The organism is Kosakonia sp. YIM B13571 (assembly GCF_042788095.1).
Taxonomy (GTDB): domain Bacteria; phylum Pseudomonadota; class Gammaproteobacteria; order Enterobacterales; family Enterobacteriaceae; genus Kosakonia; species Kosakonia quasisacchari.
The window spans coordinates 772,687-793,421 of sequence record NZ_JBHZPL010000001.1 but is presented as its reverse complement, the minus strand read 5'-3'; the positions used below and the strand labels follow the sequence as shown (position 1 = coordinate 793,421).

The 20,735-nt window shown below is 55.0% G+C and carries 21 protein-coding genes; 9 read left to right on the top strand and 12 right to left on the bottom strand.

The features are described 5' to 3' along the window. Positions 1-10: 10 nt before the first annotated feature. A complete protein-coding gene (locus tag ACFX4O_RS03855) occupies positions 11-781 on the bottom strand; it encodes an SDR family oxidoreductase (protein ID WP_380207397.1) in 771 nt (256 codons plus the stop codon). A gap of 28 nt (positions 782-809) precedes the next feature. Beyond that, positions 810-1,433 (bottom strand): multifunctional acyl-CoA thioesterase I/protease I/lysophospholipase L1, encoded by a 624-nt coding sequence (tesA, locus tag ACFX4O_RS03850; protein WP_020456831.1) that lies wholly within the window; start codon positions 1,431-1,433, stop codon positions 810-812. Here tesA and ybbA point away from each other — a divergent pair. The 6 genes from ybbA to ACFX4O_RS03820 all read left to right on the top strand — a co-directional run bounded on the left by ybbA (position 1,404) and on the right by ACFX4O_RS03820 (position 8,718). Further along, a complete protein-coding gene (gene ybbA, locus ACFX4O_RS03845; protein WP_380207395.1) occupies positions 1,404-2,090 on the top strand; it encodes a putative ABC transporter ATP-binding protein YbbA in 687 nt (228 codons plus the stop codon). The two genes, tesA and ybbA, sit on opposite strands and share 30 nt — an antisense overlap. Beyond that, positions 2,087-4,501 carry a putative ABC transporter permease subunit YbbP gene (gene ybbP / locus ACFX4O_RS03840; protein WP_380207393.1) on the top strand — a complete coding sequence of 805 codons (2,415 nt, stop codon included), beginning with the start codon at positions 2,087-2,089 and terminating at the stop codon, positions 4,499-4,501. The genes ybbA and ybbP overlap by 4 nt, the downstream gene beginning before the upstream one ends. Before the next feature lie 198 nt (positions 4,502-4,699). Beyond that, positions 4,700-5,848 (top strand): porin, encoded by a 1,149-nt coding sequence (locus ACFX4O_RS03835; RefSeq protein ID WP_380207391.1) that lies wholly within the window; start codon positions 4,700-4,702, stop codon positions 5,846-5,848. Positions 5,849-6,149: 301 nt separating this feature from the next. Beyond that, entirely contained in the window at positions 6,150-6,986 is an 837-nt protein-coding gene (locus ACFX4O_RS03830) for a MetQ/NlpA family ABC transporter substrate-binding protein (protein ID WP_131406089.1), read from the top strand. 57 nt (positions 6,987-7,043) lie between these two features. After that, positions 7,044-8,066, top strand: coding sequence for a virulence-associated ABC transporter ATP-binding protein SfbB (gene sfbB / locus ACFX4O_RS03825; protein WP_380207389.1), 1,023 nt, complete (start codon positions 7,044-7,046; stop codon positions 8,064-8,066). Then, the gene (locus tag ACFX4O_RS03820; RefSeq protein ID WP_020456837.1) at positions 8,059-8,718 is read left to right on the top strand and encodes a methionine ABC transporter permease; all 660 of its coding nucleotides are present in this window, start codon (positions 8,059-8,061) and stop codon (positions 8,716-8,718) included. The genes sfbB and ACFX4O_RS03820 overlap by 8 nt, the downstream gene beginning before the upstream one ends. On the opposite strand, the gene mnmH is transcribed toward ACFX4O_RS03820, so the two are convergent. From mnmH to ppiB, 5 genes are all read right to left on the bottom strand, one after another. Then, a complete protein-coding gene (gene mnmH / locus ACFX4O_RS03815; protein WP_380207386.1) occupies positions 8,715-9,794 on the bottom strand; it encodes a tRNA 2-selenouridine(34) synthase MnmH in 1,080 nt (359 codons plus the stop codon). The genes ACFX4O_RS03820 and mnmH overlap by 4 nt on opposite strands. 90 nt (positions 9,795-9,884) lie before the next feature. Next, the gene (gene purK, locus ACFX4O_RS03810) at positions 9,885-10,952 is read right to left on the bottom strand and encodes a 5-(carboxyamino)imidazole ribonucleotide synthase (RefSeq protein ID WP_380207384.1); all 1,068 of its coding nucleotides are present in this window, start codon (positions 10,950-10,952) and stop codon (positions 9,885-9,887) included. Beyond that, positions 10,949-11,458 carry a 5-(carboxyamino)imidazole ribonucleotide mutase gene (purE, locus tag ACFX4O_RS03805; protein WP_380207382.1) on the bottom strand — a complete coding sequence of 170 codons (510 nt, stop codon included), beginning with the start codon at positions 11,456-11,458 and terminating at the stop codon, positions 10,949-10,951. Before purE ends, purK begins: the two co-directional genes overlap by 4 nt. A gap of 129 nt (positions 11,459-11,587) precedes the next feature. Continuing rightward, positions 11,588-12,310, bottom strand: a complete 723-nt coding sequence (gene lpxH / locus ACFX4O_RS03800) for a UDP-2,3-diacylglucosamine diphosphatase (RefSeq protein ID WP_380207380.1) — start codon at positions 12,308-12,310, stop codon at positions 11,588-11,590. A gap of 3 nt (positions 12,311-12,313) precedes the next feature. After that, positions 12,314-12,808: a peptidylprolyl isomerase B gene (gene ppiB / locus ACFX4O_RS03795; protein WP_020456843.1), complete on the bottom strand. Its 495-nt coding sequence runs from the start codon at positions 12,806-12,808 to the stop codon at positions 12,314-12,316. Positions 12,809-12,981: 173 nt separating this feature from the next. On the opposite strand from ppiB, the gene cysS reads away from it, so the two are divergent. Further along, on the top strand, positions 12,982-14,382 hold the full coding sequence (cysS, locus tag ACFX4O_RS03790; RefSeq protein WP_380207377.1) for a cysteine--tRNA ligase: 1,401 nt from the start codon (positions 12,982-12,984) through the stop codon (positions 14,380-14,382). A gap of 60 nt (positions 14,383-14,442) precedes the next feature. On the opposite strand, the gene ACFX4O_RS03785 is transcribed toward cysS, so the two are convergent. From ACFX4O_RS03785 to folD, 5 genes are all read right to left on the bottom strand, one after another. Further along, complete coding sequence (locus ACFX4O_RS03785) at positions 14,443-14,967, bottom strand: metal-dependent hydrolase (protein WP_380207375.1); 525 nt, start codon at positions 14,965-14,967, stop codon at positions 14,443-14,445. Positions 14,968-15,133: 166 nt separating this feature from the next. Beyond that, positions 15,134-16,150, bottom strand: a complete 1,017-nt coding sequence (malI, locus tag ACFX4O_RS03780) for a Mal regulon transcriptional regulator MalI (protein ID WP_380207373.1) — start codon at positions 16,148-16,150, stop codon at positions 15,134-15,136. 70 nt (positions 16,151-16,220) lie between these two features. After that, entirely contained in the window at positions 16,221-17,720 is a 1,500-nt protein-coding gene (locus tag ACFX4O_RS03775) for a PTS transporter subunit EIIC (RefSeq protein ID WP_131406098.1), read from the bottom strand. Between the two features lie 237 nt (positions 17,721-17,957). Continuing rightward, complete coding sequence (gene ybcJ / locus ACFX4O_RS03770) at positions 17,958-18,170, bottom strand: ribosome-associated protein YbcJ (protein ID WP_017455715.1); 213 nt, start codon at positions 18,168-18,170, stop codon at positions 17,958-17,960. 1 nt (position 18,171) lies between these two features. Next, positions 18,172-19,038 carry a bifunctional methylenetetrahydrofolate dehydrogenase/methenyltetrahydrofolate cyclohydrolase FolD gene (gene folD / locus ACFX4O_RS03765; RefSeq protein WP_131406099.1) on the bottom strand — a complete coding sequence of 289 codons (867 nt, stop codon included), beginning with the start codon at positions 19,036-19,038 and terminating at the stop codon, positions 18,172-18,174. A 536-nt stretch (positions 19,039-19,574) separates the two neighbouring features. Here folD and fimA point away from each other — a divergent pair. Beyond that, positions 19,575-20,117, top strand: a complete 543-nt coding sequence (gene fimA / locus ACFX4O_RS03760) for a type 1 fimbrial major subunit FimA (protein WP_131406100.1) — start codon at positions 19,575-19,577, stop codon at positions 20,115-20,117. Positions 20,118-20,186: 69 nt separating this feature from the next. Beyond that, entirely contained in the window at positions 20,187-20,723 is a 537-nt protein-coding gene (fimI, locus tag ACFX4O_RS03755) for a type 1 fimbrial protein subunit FimI (protein WP_380207370.1), read from the top strand. Positions 20,724-20,735 lie beyond the last annotated feature (12 nt).

Here is a 20,735-nt window from a genome sequence, read left to right as displayed (position 1 = left end):
CGCCTTCAACTCACCCGTGCAAAATTTTATCCATCACGCGCGTCGGCAGCAGGCGTTTTAACAGGGTCACCGCCCATGTCACCAGCGTTACCGGGTAGCGCAATTTCGGGTTGGTACTCTCAAAAGCATGGCGTACTTTGGCGACGACCGCTTCCGGCCCCAGTGTAAAACGTGCGGCGATACCCGGATTTTCCACGGGCTTATCGCTTTGCGTCTGGTTGACATTGTCGGTAAAGCGCGTACGGATCGGGCCGGGTTCAATCAGGCTCACTTTGATGCCCGTATGGCGTAGCTCCATTCGCAAAGCGTCCGCCCAGGCTTCCAGCGCATACTTGCTGGCGGCATAAGCGCCGCGGCCTGGCGTTGAGATCAGCCCCATCACCGAGGAGGTCATTACAATGCGCCCCTCGTCGTGTGGCAGCATCGCAGGCAGCAGTAGCATGGTGAGCTGGTGGGTGCCAAAAAAGTTACTGGAAAACTGTTGTTCCAGTTGTTCGCGACTGATGGTTTCAAGCGGGCCATAAACACCGTATCCGGCGTTATTGAAGATCCCATACAGGCGATTGTCGGTCAGCGCTATTACTTCGGCGGCGGCGCGTATCACGCTTTGCGCGTCGTCAAGATCGAGCTGAATGCCGGTAAAGCCTTCGCTTGCCATCCGGGCGACATCGTCCGGTTTGCGGCAGGCCGCCAGCACGCGAAAACCCTGACGCTTCAATTCGCGTGCGCTTTCCAGCCCGATACCGCTGGAACATCCTGTTATTAAGACTGCTTTTTGCATAACTTTACCTGGTGGCGTGCCTGAACAATCAGGAGTCGTGGTTAACTAAAGGCGCCAGTCGCGTTGCCATCCAGTCCGCTATAAACGGCTGCGCATCGCGATTGGGATGGATGCCATCATCCTGCATCCATTGCGGTTTCAGATAGACCTCTTCCATAAAGAATGGCAGCAGAGGGACATCCAACTCTTTGGCAAGCTTAGGATAAATGGCGCTAAAGGCTTCATTATAGCGGCGACCGTAGTTAGCGGGCAGCCGAATTTGCATTAACAGCGGTTGCGCGTTGGCGGCTTTGACCGCCTGCACCACCTGGCGCAGCGTTTGCTCTGTTTGCTGCGGCGCGAAACCGCGCAGACCATCGTTACCGCCCAGCTCCACCAGAACCCAGCGCGGTTGATGCTCTTTAAGCAGTGCGGGCAGGCGCGCCAGCCCTTGCTGCGAGGTGTCGCCGCTAATACTGGCATTGATGACCGTCGGTTTTTGCTGCCATTTATCATTGAGCAGCGCAGGCCACGCGGCATTCGCCGCCATGCGATATCCGGCGCTCAGACTGTCGCCAAGAATCAGTAACGTGTCCGCCGCCGCGGCGCGAAAGGTTAACAAAAGCAAAAACAGGAAGGGCAAATGCCAGCGGAAAACATTGTTGAAGTTCATCGTCTTAAGAAGTCCGTCGGTCAGGGGGAGCATGAGCTTTCCATCCTTACCGGAGTTGAGCTGGTTGTCAAACCAGCCGAGACCATCGCCCTGATCGGCGAATCCGGCTCCGGCAAGTCCACCTTATTAGCAATCCTCGCCGGGCTGGATGACGGTAGCAGTGGCGAGGTGAACCTGCTCGGCAAACCCCTGCATAAGATGGATGAAGAGGCGCGCGCGCAACTGCGTGCGCAAAATGTCGGCTTTGTTTTTCAATCATTTATGCTCATTCCCACGCTGAATGCGCTGGAAAATGTCGAGCTTCCGGCATTGCTGCGCGGCGAAAACAGCAGTAAAAGCCGCCGCAGTGCGAAAGCGTTACTGGAAGAACTGGGGCTGGGTAAACGGTTGGATCATCTGCCAGCACAACTCTCCGGCGGGGAACAGCAGCGCGTGGCGCTGGCTCGCGCGTTTAATGGCCGTCCGGCAGTTCTGTTCGCCGATGAACCCACCGGCAACCTCGACAGGCAAACCGGCGACAAGATCGCCGATTTGCTCTTTTCCATGAATCAACAATACGGCACTACGCTGCTGTTGGTGACGCACGATCCACAGCTTGCCGCGCGGTGTGACCGGCGGTTGCGGTTGGTCAATGGTGAACTGCGGGAGGATGCATGATAGCCCGTTGGTTCTGGCGCGAATGGCGCTCGCCGTCGCTGCTGATTGTCTGGATGGCGCTAAGTCTGGCGGTTGCTTGCGTACTCGCGCTCGGCAACATCAGCGATCGCATGGAAAAAGGACTTAGCCAGCAGAGCCGGGAATTCATGGCCGGAGACAGGGCGCTGCGCAGCTCTCGTGAGATACCACAAGCGTGGCTGGATCAAGCGCGAAAAACAGGGCTGCGAGTCAGTGAACAGATCAGTTTTGCCACCATGACCTTTGCCGGCGACACGCCGCAATTAGCCGATGTGAAAGCCGTTGATGACATTTACCCCCTTTATGGTGAGCTGCAAACCAGCCCGGGCGGGTTAAAACCGCAAGCGGGAACGGTGTTACTGGCTCCACGGTTAATGGCGCTGCTCAATTTAAAAACCGGTGATTCCATTGATGTGGGCGATGCCACATTGCGTATCGTCGGGGAAGTGGTGCAGGAGCCGGATTCAGGCTTTAACCCTTTTCAGATGGCGCCGCGTTTGTTGATGAATATCGCCGATGTGGCGAAAACAGGCGCGGTGCAGCCAGGGAGCCGCGTCAGCTGGCGAGTGAAATTTGGCGGCACGCCCGCGCAGTTAGATGCATACGAAAAATGGTTACTGCCACAGTTGAAACCGGAGCACCGCTGGTACGGGCTGGAACAGGATGAAGGTGCGCTGGGTAAATCCTTGCAGCGTTCGCAGCAGTTCCTGTTGTTATCCGCGCTATTAACGCTGCTGCTGGCGATAGCTGCCGTCGCGGTGGCGATGGGGCACTATTGCCGTAGCCGCTATGATCTGGTGGCGGTATTGAAAACCCTTGGCGCGGGCCGTGCACAATTACGCAAATTGATTGTCGGTCAGTGGCTCATGGTACTGGTGCTGTCAGTGGTGACCGGTGGCGTTATCGGGCTGGCATTCGAAAGCGTGTTAATGGTGCTGCTCAAACCGGTGCTGCCTGCCGCGCTGCCGCCTGCAAGTTTGTGGCCGTGGCTGTGGGCGGTGGGCGCAATGGTGGTGATTTCACTGCTGGTGGGGCTGCGGCCCTATCGTTTGTTGCTGGCGACGCAACCGCTGCGTGTGCTGCGACGTGATGCGGTGGCCAATGTCTGGCCGCTGAAATTCTACGTACCGGTGATCTGCGCCATAGCCGTGCTGCTGCTCGCCTGGCTGATGGGCGGTAGCATGCTGCTGTGGGCCGTGCTGGCGGGCGCTGTAGTGCTGGCCTTGTTATGTGGCGTGGTGGGCTGGTTGCTGCTTAATGTGCTTAAACGCCTGACATTTAAAGCGCTGCCGCTGCGCCTTGCGGTAAATCGGCTGCTGCGCCAACCGTGGTCAACGCTGAGCCAGCTTTCGGCGTTTTCGCTCTCCTTTATGTTGTTGGCAATGCTGCTGGTGCTGCGCGGCGATCTGCTGGACAGGTGGCAACAGCAGTTACCGCCCGAAAGCCCGAACTACTTTTTAATCAATATTGCACCGGAACAAGTGGCACCGCTGAAAGCGTTTCTTTCGCAGCACCGTGTTGCTACGGAGGCGTTTTATCCCATCGTGCGGGCGAGGATGACGCAAATCAACGGCCAGCCGACGGAGGGCAATCCGGATGAGGCGTTGAATCGAGAACTCAATCTCACCTGGCTGCAAGAACGCCCGGACCATAACCCGGTCACCGCCGGAAGCTGGCCGCCGAAGGTCGGAGAAGTCTCTGTTGAAGAGGGATTGGCGCAGCGGTTAGGCCTGAAACTGGGCGATTCCGTGACATTTATGGGTGATACGCAAGAATTCAGCGCCACAATCAGCAGTCTGCGCAAAGTGGACTGGGAGAGCCTGCGACCAAACTTCTTCTTTATCTTCCCCTCGGGTGCGCTGGACGGCCAGCCGCAGAGTTGGCTTACCAGCTTTCGCTGGCAGAACGGCAACGGCATGTTAACGCAGCTGAATCGGGAGTTTCCGACCATCAGCCTGCTGGATATTGGCGCGATTTTAAAACAGGTCGGCCAGGTACTTGAGCAGGTAAGCCGGGCGCTGGAAGTGATGGTGGTGCTGGTTACCGCTTGCGGTGTATTGCTGCTGTTTGCGCAGGTACAAGTCGGTATGCGTCAGCGTCACCAGGAACTGGTGGTTTACCGCACGTTAGGCGCGGGTAAACGGCTGTTACAAAACACATTGTGGTGTGAATTCGCGCTGCTGGGGTTAGTCTCCGGGCTGGTCGCGGCGATGGGCGCGGAAACCGCGCTGGCGGTGCTGCAAATCCGCGTGTTTGACTTTCCATGGGAGCCGGACTGGCGTTTGTGGGCAACGTTACCGCTATGCGGCGCGTTGCTGCTTTCGCTGTGCGGCGGTTGGCTTGGTGCGCGTTTGCTTAAAGGAAAAGCGCTGTTCCGTCAATTCAGTAATTAATCACTTTATCAATATTTGCTCAACGAAACGCATGCCGATAATTCTATCGGTGTGCGTCTGTTGCAAAGTGTAAAAGTTCCCCAGTCAATTGTTTACCAGCACAAAACAACAAAAAAACCCCACCAAATAGAAGCTTTTAGACGTTAATATTTCGCCGCTAGTAACTTACTAGTGGTGTCTATCCATCAAGGAAAAACCATGAAAATAAAAACAACCGCTCTGGCGACAGCCATCGGCGCAGCAGTGGCATTGACGTCTTTCGCAACTCAGGCGGAAATTACTGTACTTAAGCAAGATCCGCAGGCTGGCAATCCGTTAAGCCGCCTGAACTTCACCGTTGGCGGTTCTATTCGTCCGCAGTTCGATAACATGATGGGCGACGGTGATAAACACTCTTACAAACGTAATGGTTACGACGGTGGTACCCGTTTCCGTTTCGCGACTGATTACTACCTTTTCGATGATATTAGCTGGGTTAACTACTACGAACTCGGTGTGAATATTCCGGCGCTGTTCGACTGGGACAGCCACTATGCAGACGGCGCGCATAACACCACTCGCCGTATGCTCTACACCGGGCTGAAAAGTAAGACCTGGGGTACCATGACTTTCGGTCAGCAGAACAGCGTGTACTACGATGTGGTTGGCGCAAAAACCGATATCTGGGATTACGACATGAAAGCCCAGGCTTCCGGTAACGGTGTCAATGGCGATTACGACGGTTCTTACCGTTCACGTAAGATGCTGAAATACAAAAACACCTTTGGTGATGCTGACATTTATGCATCCTACCTGTTCTCTGATAACGATCTGCTGCGTGGCAATGGCCTGCGTTACAAACGTAAAGGTGGCGGTTCTCTGGGCGTGGATTACCACATTGCCAAAGACCTGACATGGGGTACAGCGTGGAACTACACCCAGGCTGACATGCGTAACGTCAACACTGGCGGCACCGATACTTACAACCAGAATATCTACGGCACAGCGCTGAGCTGGACCCCGGATAACTGGACCTTCTCCTTCGGCGGTGGCTGGTACGAAAACTTCCTGACTACCGGTCAGAAAAATATTCACGACTACTTCGCGGGCGACGCGTGGGGTATTGAATACTTTGCCGGTTACAAAATCCCGGTTGGTCAGTACGCGCTTAAATACGTACAGCCGTACGTCATGGGGGACCGTCTGAAATACACCACAGGTCGTTACTATCAGCGTATCGACAACGGTTTGGGTGTGACCTTCCAGCTGGATTACGGTTTCCGTGTCGATTACGAACACGTATTCACCACCAGCACCGACAAATCGCTGGGCGACATGAACATCGTTCGTCTGCGTTACGACTTCTAAGACGTCTGCATCCGCCGGGTTTAACGCTTCGTTTAAATCCGGCAATGCTTAGCAATAAAAAGCATAACGAGAGGCCAGAAAACCCACCGGGAGCAGGGCTTTTCGTTATGCTTCATCGCCTTACCCCGTAAAGATCTCCACGCCATTCAGTGACATAGTTCACAGCATGTTGAATTTATTTCAATTACCGCTGCGCTGTGTTTATGCCATCTTATTCAGCAGCTTTATCAATCAGGTGAAAATGGAACGCGCCGCACTGTACGTCGCGTCACACAGCAGCTCAACTCGTTAGGGAGAATTTATGGGACGTCGTCTCAGCTTGCGCGCGACCTTCGGCGCATTACTTCTGGCCTGCGGCTTACCGTTTGCTCACGCCAGCAGCGATCCGCACACCATCGTTTTCGGCGTCGCACCTGGGCCATACGGCGATATGGTGAAACAGGCGATTGCGCCGTCGCTAAAAGAGAAAGGTTATAAAGTGGTGGTGCGTGAATTTAGCGATTACGTACAGCCGAATATGGCGCTGGCGAACGGCAGTATTGATGCCAACCTGTTCCAGCACAGCCTCTATTTTGACAAATTCACTGCCGATAAAGGCCTGAAATTAACCAGGCTGATTACGGTGCCGACGGCGGGCATGGGTTTTTATTCACGCAAAATTAAAAGCCTGGATGAATTGAAAAAGGGCGATATTGTCACGCTCTCCAATGACCCAACCAACCTGGCGCGCGGGCTGCGTTTCCTGCAATCGCTAAACCTTATTACCATCAAAGATAACATCGACCCGACTAAAGCCTCCGAGCGCGATATTGCCAGCAACCCGAAAGGGCTGGTGTTTAAACCGCTGGAAGCTGCGCAACTGCCGCGCACACTGGATGGCGTTACCGCGTCGCTGGTGAATGGCAACTTTGCGATTGCCGCCGGGCTGAAACTCTCCTCTGCGCTCAAACAAGAGCACCTCGATGAGAACCTGAAAAACATCATTGCGGTGCGCACGGAAGATGCCGACAAACCGTTCGCGAAGGATATTGTCGAGGTGGTGAAATCGCCTGCTTATCGCGCAGTGATTGACGATCCGAATAATGTTTACGGTGCGTTCCAGAAACCAGACTGGATGCAGAGCGCGGATAAAAAGTAACACTCCGGCTGATTTAACAGGCAGGCTGCGGCCTGCCTTTTGTCGTTTGAGGTTTGCATGATTGAAATAGATAAAGTGTGCGTGGATTTCCCCGCAGCGCGCGGCAGTACGAGCACGACCCGGGCGGTAGAGGATGTCACGCTGCGCATTGCGCCGGGGGAGATCTTCGGCATTGTTGGCACCAGCGGCGCGGGCAAAAGTACGTTGCTGCGCACACTGAATGCGCTGCAACGCCCAAGCCAGGGCAGCGTCAAAATCAATGGTGTGGCGATTTCGGCGCTGGAAGGCATTACGTTACGCAAAGCACGTCAGCGCATCGGTATGATTTTCCAGCACTTCAACCTGATGCACACCCGCACCGTGGCGCAAAATGTGGCCTTCAGCCTGAAAGCAGCGGGGTGGGAACGCAGTAAAATCGCCCCGCGCGTGGCTGAGATCCTGCAACTGGTGGGGTTAAGCGATAAAGCCAGTCGCTATCCGGTGCAATTAAGTGGCGGGCAGAAACAGCGGGTCGGTATTGCGCGCGCCATCGCTAATCACCCGGATGTATTGCTGTGTGATGAACCGACCTCGGCGCTGGATCTGGAAACTTCCGCGACCATTCTTGCCCTGCTCAAGCAGATCAATGAACAGTTGGGGATCACCATTGTGCTGATCACCCACGAGATGAACGTGATCAAATCGATCTGCGATCGCGTGGCGGTGATGTCCGGCGGCAAAGTGGTGGAAGAGGGCGACGTGTTCGATATTTTTGCCCATCCGCAGCATCCCTTCACCCGTCAACTGGTGGCGCACACGCTGAATTTGACCTTGCCGGAGCGTTTGCAACAGCATCTGCCGGGGCAATTATTGAAGATTCTGTTTATTGGTGATTCCGCAGAGCAGCCGGTGCTCTCTGACGCGGCGGTGAAATTTGGTGTCGCGGTCAATATCCTGCACGGCAAAATTGAATACATCGGTGAGCGGGCGCTGGGCATTCTGGTGGTGCAACTGACGTCGACGCAAAACCCGGCGGCAGTCAGTGATGCCGTGGACTATATTCGCAACCGTACCGCGCAGGTGGAGGTGATCCGTGGATGATTTAATGGCCGATCTGAGTCTCGCCTTTGGCGAAACCTTCCAGATGTTAAGCATCTCAACGGTGCTGGCGATTGTCGGCGGTTTGCCGCTCGGTTTCCTGATTTTCGTTACCGACAGGCACCTGTTCTGGCAAAACCGCGCGGTGTATCTGGTGAGTACGGTGCTGGTGAATATTATCCGCTCGGTACCGTTTGTGATCCTGCTGGTGCTGCTGTTGCCGGTAACGCAGTTTTTGCTCGGTAACACAATTGGGCCGATTGCCGCGTCGGTGCCGCTCTCTGTGGCGGCGATTGCTTTTTATGCGCGGCTGGTCGATAGCGCTTTGCGCGAGGTGGATAAAGGCATTATTGAAGCGGCGGAAGCCTTTGGTGCCAGTCCGCTGCGCATTATCTGCACGGTGCTGTTGCCGGAAGCCAGCGCGGGTCTGCTGCGCGGTCTGACCATTACGCTGGTGAGTCTGATTGGGTATTCAGCGATGGCCGGGATTGTCGGTGGCGGTGGCGTGGGCGATCTGGCGATCCGCTACGGCTATTACCGGTATGAAACCCAGGTCATGATAGTCACGGTGATCGCGCTGATTATTCTGGTGCAGATAGTCCAGGTACTGGGAGACTGGCTGGCGAAACGCGCCGATAAGCGCGATCGTCATTAAGGATTGTGTGCCGTCAGCCAGGCCGCAACCTCTGCGAAAGTGCCGCGAAAGCGAATGTCTGTCGCGCGCTTTTCAAGCTGGTAACGGTACATCGGATCGTAGTACTCCTCCAGCAGCGGCGCGAGCCACGCGAAGTGCCCCTCGGTATTGCCGCTGCGTTGCTGCTGATCCAGCGCGTTCTCCAGATGTCGCGTCAATTCCGCATAACGCTGTAACCCCAGACGGCGGCGAATGGCAAAGAGCCCGTGACGCAGATATTCCGCATACTGACGCCAGCCTTCTTCCTCGCCATCGCGGGTGATAAACGCTGCGTGCATCTGTACGAAATAGTCGACGCGCAAACGCTCCAGCCGTTGTGCAAAGGGATCTTCCACTACCACCAGCGGCGATTGCGCCATTCTCACGCGGACAACTTCCGGCAGGTGGTTCGCCCCAATGGCTGCGCTTTCGTCTTCCAACAGCCAGAACGGGGGCGTCACTTTCAGTAACGCCGTTGCCAGATGGTTTTCGAAGCTGGCCTGTGAGCGCTGCGGTTGCAGCGTCCGGCCAAACGAAGAACCGCGATGCCGGGCGAGCCCTTCAAGGTCGATGCCGTTATGTTGTGAACGCACCAGCAACGTTTTGCCACTTCCCGTGCAGCCACCCACCAGCAGCGCCGGGCGTTGCATGCATTGTTGTGTTGCGTCAATTGCCGCCTGGCGCAGCGCTTTATAACCACCGATCACCAGCGGATAGTCAACCTGGCGTTCACGGAGCCATTGCTGAACGATATGCGAACGCTGGCCACCGCGAGCGCAACAAAAGTAACCCTGCGGATATTGCGCACAAGCTTGCCGCCATGCTTCGATGCGTTGTTCGCGGGTTTCGCCATTGACCAGTTGATGCCCGAGGCGAAGTGCGGCTTCTGCGCCTTCGCGTTTATAGCAGGTGCCCACTAACATGCGTTCGCGGTCGTTCATTAAGGGGAGATTGAGGGCGGCAGGCATTGCGCCTTTGGCGAACTCAACCGGCGCGCGAACATCAATAAGAGGCGTTTCATCCCGCAGGAGGGCGAGATAATCCGTGGTGTCGTTCATTGGGCTTCCTTCTGCAAAACGCTGGTGGTAACCCCACCAGCGTGCAGATTTTACGCCCCAAACAAGGGAGATCAATTCCCCGGCGGGAGATTACTGCAGTTTTGACTGCGCCCAGGCAATGCCGCTCGCATACTCGGGCGGCAGCAGCGGCACCAGCGCTTCCAGCGTGGCGCTCAGACGCGAGGTGTCATCATCGTTCAGGTTCAAATGGCCCACTTTGCGCCCCGGACGTACCTCTTTGTCGTACCAGTGCAGATGCACCAGCGGCAGCTTCAACCAGTCGTAATTCAGATCGCTGCCAATCAGGTTGATCATCACCGACGGGCTGTTCACTACCGGCGGCGGCAACGGCAGATCCACGACCGCGCGCAGGTGCAGTTCAAACTGGCTGATAGAAGCACCGTTCTGTGTCCAGTGGCCGCTGTTATGCACGCGCGGGGCTAGTTCATTAATCAGCAGCCCGCCGGGTGTGACGAAGCACTCCATCGCCATCACGCCGACATAGTTCAGCTCATGCATGATGGCGGAAAGCATGTCTTCCGCCTGCTGTTGCTGCGCAGCGTTAGCCTGCGGGAAAACCACACTGGTACGCAAAATGCCGTCCTGATGTAGGTTGTGCGTCAGTGGATAAAACACGGTACTGCCATCGCGCGCGCGCGCGCCAACCAGCGACACTTCACCAGAAAAATTAATGCCCTGCTCAACAATGCACTCGCCGTAGCAGTCGTCCGGCAACTGATCCGTTTCACCCGCACGTAAGCGCCACTGCCCACGACCGTCATAGCCACCCACGCGGCGCTTAACAATTGCCAGCTCTCCCAGGCGGGAAAACACCGCTGGCCATTCGCTTTTATCTGCCAACAATTGCCACGGCGCGGTAGCCAGTTCGAGTTTGTCGAATAGCTGTTTTTGCGTCAGGCGGTCGGCAATGATCGGAAATACATCGCGGTTAACAAACGCCGGGTGGCGCGCCAGCTCGCGGGTTAACGCCGTTTCCGGCCAGCGCTCAATTTCGGCGGTAATCACACTCTGCTGGAACGGTACCGCTTCTGGCGCATCATCCAGCCCAACCGGCCAGACCGCAATGCTGAGCGGCTCACCGGCCTGGCGCAACATCCGGCCAAGCTGGCCGTTACCTAATACGCAAACCTGTTTCATGCCGCGCCTCTCGGATCGGGATTATCCAGCACCTCATCAGTCTGAGATTTACGCCAGTCAGCCAGGCGTTGGTGCAGTACTGCATCATGTTGCGCGAGGATCTGCGCGGCCAGCAACGCAGCGTTTGCCGCACCCGCTTTGCCAATTGCCAGCGTTCCTACTGGAATGCCACGCGGCATCTGCACGATAGAGTAAAGGCTGTCCACACCGCTTAACGCAGCGCTTTGTACCGGCACACCCAGCACCGGAACCAGTGTTTTCGCCGCGATCATGCCCGGCAGATGCGCTGCGCCACCGGCACCGGCAATGATCACCTGATAACCGTTTTGTTCCGCACTTTCGGCGAAGCTAAACAGTTTATCCGGGGTGCGGTGTGCGGAGACGATTTCAACATGGTGCGGAACGTTCAGGGTATCGAGGATTTCTGCGGCGAATTGCATGGTGGCCCAGTCGCTTTTCGAGCCCATAACAATGGCGATGCGCGCCGGTTGGTTGCTTGAAGACATACGTCTCAAAACTCCTGTGGGTGTGCTTCAGACTACATAAGAGGGCACAGAGAATAGCATGTAAAACCGGCAAGGAAAACGGTTGCGTGGCGATGTTTTCGCGCGTTTGACGTGTCATCGCCAGCGTAATCAGAAAGGAAAATAAATCAGTTCAACATCGCTGTCGCTGACGCGCACCATCGAGCCTTCGCTGTGCCATGCGCCTAAAACGGCACGGAATGCGGGCGCGTTATTGGCGGTGAGTTCATGCACTGCCGGGCGATGGGTATGACCGTGGATCAACCACTGCACCTGGTGTTTTTCCATGGCTTCCACCACGGCGTGCTGGTTTACATCCATAATCGAAAGCGACTTGCTGCTGTTGGCGGCTTTACTGCCCGCGCGCATTTTCGCGGCAACACGTCGGCGGATAAAGAGCGGCAGGGCGAGGAACAACTTTTGCAGCCAGGGTTGGTGTACTTTGGCGCGAAAGGCCTGGTAACCGGCATCGTCGGTGCAGAGCGTATCGCCATGCATAATCAGCACGTTGCGGCCATACAGATTGAGCACTTGTTCCTGAGGTAATAACTGCATACCGCTGGCTTGCGCGAAGCGTTGGCCGAGCAGGAAATCGCGGTTGCCGTGAATGAAATAGCAAGGAACGCCACTGTCGACAACAGCTTTCAGCGCATGGGCTATCTGTTGATGTAGCGGGTTTGGGTCGTCGTCGCCGATCCAGGCTTCAAACAGATCGCCCAAAATGTAGAGCGCATCGGCTTCACGCGCTGTACCGGCCAAAAAACGCAGAAAACCGGCGGTGATCGCCGGTTCTTCTGTTTGCAGATGCAAATCTGCGATAAAGAGTGTCGCCACCAATTACTCGCTGACGTCCACGCTTTCAATCACTACGTCTTCTTTCGGCACATCCTGGTGCATGCCGCTGCGGCCGGTAGAAACGCCTTTGATCTTGTCAACAACGTCCATGCCTTCAACCACTTCGGCAAACACACAGTAACCCCAGCCTTGCATGCTTTCGCCGCTGAAGTTCAGGAAGTCGTTATCAGCTACGTTGATGAAGAACTGCGCAGTAGCGGAGTGCGGAGCCTGAGTACGCGCCATGGCCAGCGTACCACGGGTGTTTTTCAGACCGTTGTTGGCTTCGTTTTTGATGGGGTCTTTAGTGACTTTCTGGTTCATGCCCGGTTCAAAACCGCCGCCCTGAATCATAAAACCATTGATAACACGGTGGAAAATCGTGTTGTTGTAGAAACCTTCACGGCAGTAGTCCAGGAAGTTTTTAACTGTTTCAGGCGCTTTGTCATCAAAGGTTTTGATTACGATGTCGCCGTGATTAGTGTGGAAAGTAACCATTATTGCATCCTGTTCTGATAGTGTAGTGCGTAGACCCGCCAGTGGGTCAGAGATAGTCGCTTGTTATAGCATAACCGCGAGGCTGGATCACCTTGCAAAGTGTGCTGCTTCGGGTTTGAATTACGGGTAATATATGCGGTTTTCGTTCCACACACGTCCACATGGAATCTTCGATGTTAAAAATCTTTAATACACTGACGCGCCAAAAAGAGGAATTCAAACCTATTCATGCCGGGGAAGTCGGCATGTACGTGTGTGGTATTACCGTTTACGATCTCTGTCATATCGGTCACGGCCGTACGTTTGTCGCTTTTGACGTGGTATCCCGCTATTTGCGCTTTCTCGGCTATAAGCTGAAATATGTCCGCAATATCACCGATATTGACGACAAAATCATTAAGCGCGCTAATGAGAATGGCGAAAGTTTTGTTGCACTGGTCGACCGGATGATCGTTGAGATGCATAAGGATTTTGACGCGCTCAATATCCTGCGCCCGGACAGCGAACCGCGCGCGACCCACCATATTCATGAAATTATTGAAATCACCCAGCGCCTGCTGGAACGCGATCATGCTTACGTTGCTGAAAATGGCGATGTGATGTTCTCGGTGCCGACCGATCCGACTTACGGTCAGCTTTCGCGCCAGGATCTGGATCAGTTGCAAGCGGGTGCGCGCGTAGAAATCGCGGAAGTGAAACGTAACCCGATGGACTTTGTGCTGTGGAAAATGTCCAAGCCCGGCGAGCCGAGCTGGCCGTCGCCGTGGGGCGAAGGCCGTCCCGGCTGGCACATTGAGTGTTCGGCAATGAACTGCAAACAGCTGGGTTCGCATTTCGATATCCACGGCGGCGGCTCCGATCTGATGTTCCCGCACCACGAAAACGAAATCGCCCAGTCAACCTGTGCGCATGACGGCGAATACGTGAATTACTGGATGCACTCCGGCATGGTGATGGTTGACCGCGAGAAGATGTCAAAATCGCTCGGCAACTTCTTTACCGTGCGCGACGTGCTGAAGTATTACGACGCGGAAACCGTTCGCTACTTCCTGATGTCCGGTCACTACCGCAGCCAGTTGAACTACAGCGAAGAGAACCTGAAACAGGCGCGCTCTGCGCTGGAGCGTCTGTACAATGCGCTGCGTGGCACAGATACCAACAACGCAGAACATCGTTATTTCGAGAACGGTGAGTTGTTCCAGAAACGCTTCTGCGACGCCATGGATGACGACTTCAACACGCCAGAAGCCTATTCCGTGCTTTTTGACCTCGCGCGTGAAGTGAATACGTTGAAACATGACGGGGATTCACTGGGCGCGAATGCGGCGGCGAAAAAGCTACGTGAACTGGCGGGTATTTTGGGGCTGCTGGAGCAGGATCCGGATCTCTTCCTGCAAAGTGGCGCTCAGGCGGACGACAGCGAAGTGGCTGAGATCGAGCAGTTGATCCAGCAGCGCCTCGATGCGCGTAAAGCAAAAGATTGGGCGGCAGCCGATGCCGCGCGTGACCGTCTCAACGAGATGGGTATCGTGCTGGAAGATGGCCCGCAGGGCACGACCTGGCGTCGTAAGTAAGAAAAAAAGCGGCTTCGGCCGCTTTTTTGTTGTCCCTTCAACACCACTGGTGGTGAATGTTTATCCCCGCCGCATTTTCCACAACAGCAGCATCAGAATCACACCCGGCAGCCACACCCACAGCAACTCCGAAATGATCACCTGGTGACCGTACGGTGTGGTATAGCGCGACAGCGCAAACGGCGCGACTTTTATCACCTGCCACGGCGCAAAGAACCGTTCATTCGACCACGGCCACAGCCAGCCAACACCTTTCCCACCGGTGGTGATGGAATCCAGCAAGCTGTGCGACAGCAGCGACACGGTGAGAAACGCCCAGCAGCGCGCCAAACTCGCTTTGAAGTATTTTCGCCCAAGCCAGGCCACCAACAGCGGCACCACAAAAGCAAACAGCAACGAGTGGGTAAACCCGCGATGACCGAGGGCGTTGCCGTAGGCGACACCGAATTTAAACGCCAGCACGTCGGCATCGGGCAACATGGCAAGTCCTATCCCCGCCAGCAGTAGACCGCGTGGGATCACTTTATTGCCCAACCCTAATCCCAGGCAAAGAGGGACAGCAGCGTGTGTAACAATCGTTGGCATAGCGCAGGTCTCTGAAGAAAAACGAAATTATAGCCGAAGCGCCAGGCGGGTAAACTGCGGGGTTCTCTGAATCTTTTGTCGTCAGAAGGTAATCTGGCTGGTCGGTTTTAAGCCGATGCCAGTTTACAGTCCATCAGTACGCCGCTGTCTGTCCGACGTGTTCACATTACGCAGACTCGCGGGTAATAAGCTGCCCGGAAAGGGTGATGCGCTGCGTTTGCAACGCGGGCTCTTTCAGCTTCCGAATGATTAACCCCGCGGCCTGGCGTCCGGTCTCTTCACTGGCGGACGAAACATAAGTAAAGGAAGGCGAGGTGAGATTGACGTGCAGCATATCTTCAAAGCCGACGAGCGCCACTTGCTGAGAGAGGAACACATCTTTACCCACCGTATGTCCGGTTTGGTGGATCCCGGCAATGGAGCCAATCATGGCATCGGGCGAGTGGCAAAGTAGGGCGGTGATGGTGCTGTTTTTTTCCAGTAACTGACGCACAGCATAGCTCGCCGCGCGGGTGTCATCACTGCATGCCGGAGTGGCTTCTTCGCGCAATACCAGCCCGTGCTGCGTCATGGTGGTGCGAAACCCCAGCAGACGCTGCTGGCGAATTAAATCGCCTTCAATGCCGCCAATGTACGCAATGTTGCGGTGCCCGCGTTCGATAAGATACCGCGTTGCCAGGCTGGCGGCCTGACGGTTATCGCGCATCACCAGATTGCACTCCTCATTGAGCAGCGACTGCGATACCGCCACCAGCGGCAGCGGGCAGTCGCGGATTTGGGCTGGAAGAGTCGAGCTGCGCGTATCGGACGCGAGATAAATCACCCCGGCAACGCCTTGTTGTTTGAATGACAGCAGGCAGCGTTCCAGGTGATCGCCATCGTTGAGCGGCTGGCCAAGAAAAACCATATAACCCTGTTTTTCCAGTTCCAGCACGATGCTGGCCATCACTTTTATCGAGAAGCTGTCGCTGAAATCGCGCAGGATAAGCCCAATCAGGTTGGAGGTGTTGGCGCGAAGATTAGCGGCAGCAACATTGTGAACATAGCCGAGCGCATCGATAGCGGCATGGACTTTACCGATTGTCGCCTGCGAAATTTTCCCTTTCTGGCGCAGCACCAGTGAGACGGTGGAAACGGAAACGCCCGCCTGTTTAGCGACATCAATGATGCTGACTTTCTTCAAACTCGCTCCCTGATTTTTCCGGTTTTCCGCCTGATATGGCGCGTGCGGGACGCGCCAACCCGGTATTTTATTATTTGCCGATCATTGTGGACATGGTCTGGGCGATAAATTGCGCCCTCGCGCCGAAAATAACCTGAATACCGCTATCGCCGACAAATACCACACCGCGCGCGCCCAGCCCATTAAGGCCATCTTTATCCACCATTTCGCTTTTCGCCACTTCCAGGCGCAAGCGGGTGATGCAGGAACCGACGGAGTCGATATTCTGCGCGCCGCCCAGCATGGTGATGATCTCGGTTGCCAGTTCGCTGTCGGTTTTATCATCTGCTACCGCGGTAACTTCCGTGCGTCCCGGTGTTTTCACATCGAAGCGACGGATAACAAAACGGAAGGTGAAGTAATAAATCAGCGCCATCGGGATGCCAACGATCACCGCGTTAAGGAAATTGGTCTGATAGCCGTTAAACGACGGCAGGATCCCGAACGACAAGTAGTCGATAAATCCGGCAGAGAAGGATTTCGCGATGTGCGCGTGCAGCAGGTACATTGTCATATACGCCAGACCGGCCATGATGGCGTTAAAGACGTAGAGGATCGGTGCAACGAAGATAAAGGTAAATTCAACTGGCTCGGTAATACCCGTCAGGAAGCAGGTCAGCGCCGCAGAGAAGAGAATACCAAATGCGATCTTCTTATTGCGGGTGTGCGCTTCGTGGTACATCGCAAGGCAGGCTGCAGGCAGTGCAAACAACATCAGTGGGAACTCACCCTGCATAAACTTACCGGCGTTCTGGTAGGTATCACTGCTAAAAGATTTCACCCCTTCTTCCAGCATTTTGAACCAGATAGTCTGATCGCCATGGATCACCTGGCCGGCCTGCGTGGTGTAATCGCCAAAGGAATACCAGAACGAGGGATACCAGATATGGTGCAGACCCAGCGGGATCAACGCGCGTTCCACTAAGCCAAAGATAAACGTCGACGCAGCCTGATTATCGCCATTGACGATAACGGAAAGCGCATCGATGCCCGCCTGGATATGTTGCCAGACATACGGCAGCAGCAAGCCGAGCACAAAAGATAAGAACGCCGTGGCGATGGCAACAAAACGCTTCCCGGAGAAGAAGCCAAGGAACTCCGGCAACTGCAAAGTGTGGAAGCGGTTATAGCACCAGGCGGCAAGAATGCCGCAGATCAGGCCGCCAAAAACGCCCATTTGCAGCGTCGGTATACCGACTACCATGGCATATTTCCCGCCCTGCGAGGCCATTTCCGGCGTGATACCTAACATGGTGCCGATAGTGATATTGGTAATGAACACCGATACCGCTGCGGAAAGCGCTGCAATCCCTGATTCGGAGGCGAGCCCCACTGCGGAACCAATGGCGAACAACATCGGCAGGTTATCGAAGATAACGCCACCTGCGTTCATCATCAGCGGTAAGTGAAATTTATCGCCGAAAGCGAGTAACAAGCCTGCGGCTGGCAGCAACGAGATTGGCAACATTAACGCACGGCCAATCATCGACAATTTAGACAATGATTTAACAAACCCTGATATCAGACCCATGCTGATTTCCCCCGAAGTAGCGCTCTTTTGGCGCTGTTATTGTTAGTAGAACGTTTTAGTAGAACGTTCTACTCATCGTGAGATAAGCCGTAACGGGCTGCAACTAAATTTTCACATTTAGCCAGATGAATTAATGATTCTTTGAGGTTGATCGGTAATTAACCGTGATGATGGCAAGGGGAATGAGAAAGAAGATGCCGGGCTGCGGTGATGCGAAACCCGGCTTGCTACGCGTGATTACGCGGTTACGGTAACGCTTTGGCCTTCAAAACTCACCGTTTGACCGGCGACGATTTTGCAGCGTTTGCGCGTTTCGACCGCGCCATCCACTTTGACAAAACCATCGGCGATGGCGATTTTTGCCTGTGCGCCGCTTTCGCTCCAGCCTTCCAGCTTCAGCAGATCGCACAGTTCAACGTGCGGGTGTTTACCGAGAGAAAATGTTGCCATCTTATACGCCTTTTACATCATGGTATTCTTCACACGCTTGCAGCGTGTTCTGGATCAGGGTAGCGACCGTCATCGGCCCAACGCCACCCGGTACCGGCGTAATATACGCTGCTCGCGCGGCGGCTTCTTCATAAATCACATCGCCGACGACTTTGCCGTTCTCCAGACGGTTGATACCGACATCAATCACAATCGCCCCTTCCTTGATCCACTCGCCCGGAATAAAGCCCGGTTTACCCACGGCGACGATCAGCAGGTCGGCGTTTTCCACATGCTGGCGCAGATTTTTAGTGAAACGGTGCGTCACGGTGGTTGTGCAACCGGCCAGCAGCAGCTCCATGCTCATCGGGCGGCCAACGATATTAGACGCGCCAATCACCACGGCGTTGAGGCCGAAGGTGTCAATGTTGTAACGTTCCAGCAGCGTGACGATACCGCGCGGCGTGCACGGGCGCAGACGCGGCGCGCGCTGGCACAGGCGGCCTACGTTATACGGATGGAAACCATCCACATCTTTGTCCGGCGCAATGCGTTCCAGCACTTTCACATTGTCGATGCCCGCAGGCAGCGGCAGCTGTACCAGAATACCGTCAATGGCGGCATCGGCGTTCAGTTTGTCGATAAGCGCCAGCAGTTCGGCTTCGCTGGTGGTTTCCGGGAGATCGTAAGAGCGGGAGATGAAACCCACTTCCTCACAGGCTTTGCGCTTGCTGCCGACATAAATTTGTGATGCCGGGTTGCTGCCAACCAGTACGACCGCCAGGCCCGGAGCGCGAAATCCTGCCGCAATGCGCGCCCGAACTTTTTCAGCAACCTCAGAGCGCACCTGCTGCGCAATCGTTTTACCATCAATAATCTTTGCTGCCATCAGAGAGAGGATTCCATCTGTCATATCAACTAAGGGGATGGCGGCTATTTTGTCAGAAGCGCGGCGCGCTGTCAGTTACCGTTTGCGGATTTCGCCACCGCTGCGCCTGAAAGCGCGGCAGATCAAGGGCTTCGCTGTCGCCAGTTGTTAACCAAATTTCAACAATTCATCACCCTTAAGAAACGCCGGTATTAAGCCACGGTTACAGGCAGTTACGGCTATTTCTTATCCGTTTAATAAATCAAGGCCAGGCCTTTTCCTAAGCCCTAATAAGAACAGACCTGGTGTAATGACAGTATTGGTGAATATTTTTATTTTTACGAAATCACTATTGTCGTGCTGTGGCTAGTTGTTATGTCCACAGAGAAAAATATCGGGTGTTTTCCCAGGGGAGAAATGGGAAGCGAATAAGCAGTTCCCGATGCGTTATATCTTCACAGGAAAAGGTTCATTCATCTGGTATTTAGCGTAATCAAGTCTCAAACGGTTTTCGGCAGGATGTCGGAATCGCAACTCTTTATTTCAAGGAAAATATTATGAATATGAAATTAATGGCTAGTTCTGTTGCTGCAGGATTGATGCTGATGGCGGGAGCCGTACAGGCAGACACCGCAAGCGGCGGTAATGTGCATTTTGAAGGGGAGCTGGTGAATGCAGCTTGCGCTGTCAACACCGCTTCCGCCGACCAGACCGTGACGCTGGGGCAATATCGCACCGCCTCCTTCACGGGCGTAGGGGCTACCAGCGGATCGGTGCCGTTCAACATTGTGCTTAATGATTGCGATCCAAGTATCTTCCCGACGGCTTCCGTCGCGTTTTCGGGCCAGGTGGATGCCGGCGATAATACGCTGCTGGCGATCACCTCCGGTGACAACAGCACAACGGCAAGCGGGGTGGGGATCGAAATCCTTGATACTGCCTCCCAAACCGTGATCCCAAACGGTGCCCCCTCCACCGCGCAGAGTCTGCTTGAAGGCACCAACACCTTGCATTTCTCCGCACGTTACAAAGCCACCAGTGCGACCGCGACACCAGGGCAGGCAAATGCGGATGCGACGTTCATCATGAACTACCAATAACCCATTACTTCCAGGGATGACGCGGCCTCAGGGATGAGGCGCTTGATAGTGTAATGCGAGAAATTACCCATGATGAGGACAGGTCTCACGCAGGCATTCATGTTGTGCATGATGCCTTTGCTGGCAAGGGCGGCAATCGTTGATGGTGGACGCGTTCACCTGCGAGGATCGCTGGTAAATGGGGCATGTGCAGTTGCGCCAGAGAGTGAAGATTTACATGTGCAGATGGGGTCGCAGCGCATGGATGCATTTTCCGGCACCGGCAGTTTCTCCCCCATAAGCACCGGGTTTGCACTGCGTCTGACGGCGTGTGATGCGGATGTTTCCCGCTATGTCGGCGTGGTGTTTTCCGGGCAAACACCGGCGGAAGATCCGCAAGTTTTTGCCGCACACAGCTCGGGGGGAGAGGGTGCTGAGGGCATTGGGCTGGCGCTGTTTGATCAACAGCAGCGGCAAATTATACCCAACAGTACGCCGCTCTCTTATTCCACGCTGGTAGCCGATGAAATCACACTGCATTTTTCCGCGCGCTACCGGGCGATTACTGAGCATATTACGCCAGGACACTTGCGTTCCGATGTCTGGTTTACCCTGGTCTACCCCTGACTTATTTCTGGT